3 protein-coding genes are annotated in these 754 nt (G+C 43.2%); all 3 read right to left on the bottom strand.

Translation table 11 applies throughout. The features are described from left to right. Positions 1-123 precede the first annotated feature (123 nt). Positions 124-258, bottom strand: a complete 135-nt coding sequence (locus ACFPYJ_RS02200) for a hypothetical protein (protein WP_379186412.1) — start codon at positions 256-258, stop codon at positions 124-126. Positions 259-287: 29 nt separating this feature from the next. After that, the gene (locus ACFPYJ_RS02195) at positions 288-524 is read right to left on the bottom strand and encodes an efflux RND transporter permease subunit (protein WP_379186413.1); all 237 of its coding nucleotides are present in this window, start codon (positions 522-524) and stop codon (positions 288-290) included. Positions 525-572: 48 nt separating this feature from the next. Then, positions 573-754 (bottom strand): hypothetical protein (locus tag ACFPYJ_RS02190; RefSeq protein WP_465263349.1); only part of this gene is annotated, 182 nt, incomplete at its 5' end.

The following is a 754-nucleotide window of genomic DNA, read 5'->3' as shown; positions in this document are numbered from 1 at the left end:
TTTTTACAGATTTTAAAACATTGAAAGGGGCTGCCCCTAAAGCCTATGGCTTTTGGGACAGCCCCTTTTGATTGGATTATGTAGCCGCCAATTATGGCGGCTACATTTTCAAAAAGTAATGGCTTATTGCGAAGGAGTATTTTGTTGCTTGCCTTGTTCAATATCTTTCTTTATTTGCTCATTATGTTCTTTTACCGGTTTGTAGTTGCATGCACTTAAAAGAAATGTAACAAGAATCGCTATTAAGATAATCTTCATAGTTCTCCTCCATTTAAATTTTTCTATAATTAATGTGTTCCATTGAAAAGAATATATGCATTCTTTTGAAAAGCACGATAGATATTGTTCTGGGTAGTAGCCAATAAGGAAATAGGAATTGTTACGGCGATCAAGAGTGTAGACCGCACATTCCTGAAAAAGAACAGAACGCAGAGCATGGAGAACACACAGCCCAGTAAACCTTCGCGGACAAGCCCCTTCAGGGAAGCGTCCAGATCTTGCGCACGGTCTGTTAGAAGAAGGATTCGCCGCGGCGGATCCTTTTTACTGTGCGCCCAGCATGGGCGCTATCTCTAGGGTTCAAGTCCCGAATGGTGAAGGCAGTAGTAGCCATAGCTTAAGGCAAGGGTGTCCACCGCGAGGTGGAATCTGAAGGAAGCCGGCGGTAAATCTCCGGTCTGAGGAAAACGAACTTCATATGAGGCTAATGTACGTTGGATGAGGTTGCAGTACAAACCAAAGTCCTTACTGCCGA

The sequence above is a fragment of the Paenibacillus solisilvae genome (genome assembly GCF_042656405.1).
GTDB classification, from domain to species: Bacteria; Bacillota; Bacilli; order Paenibacillales; family Paenibacillaceae; genus Paenibacillus_Z; species Paenibacillus_Z solisilvae.
Note: the sequence above shows the minus strand (reverse complement) of the source record. Positions and strands in the feature narration are given on the sequence as shown.

Excerpts from the sequence above, each read along its gene's own strand:
- ACFPYJ_RS02200 (WP_379186412.1), bottom strand. The coding sequence starts at position 258 with ATGAAGATTATCTTAATAGCGATTCTTGTTACATTTCTTTTAAGTGCA.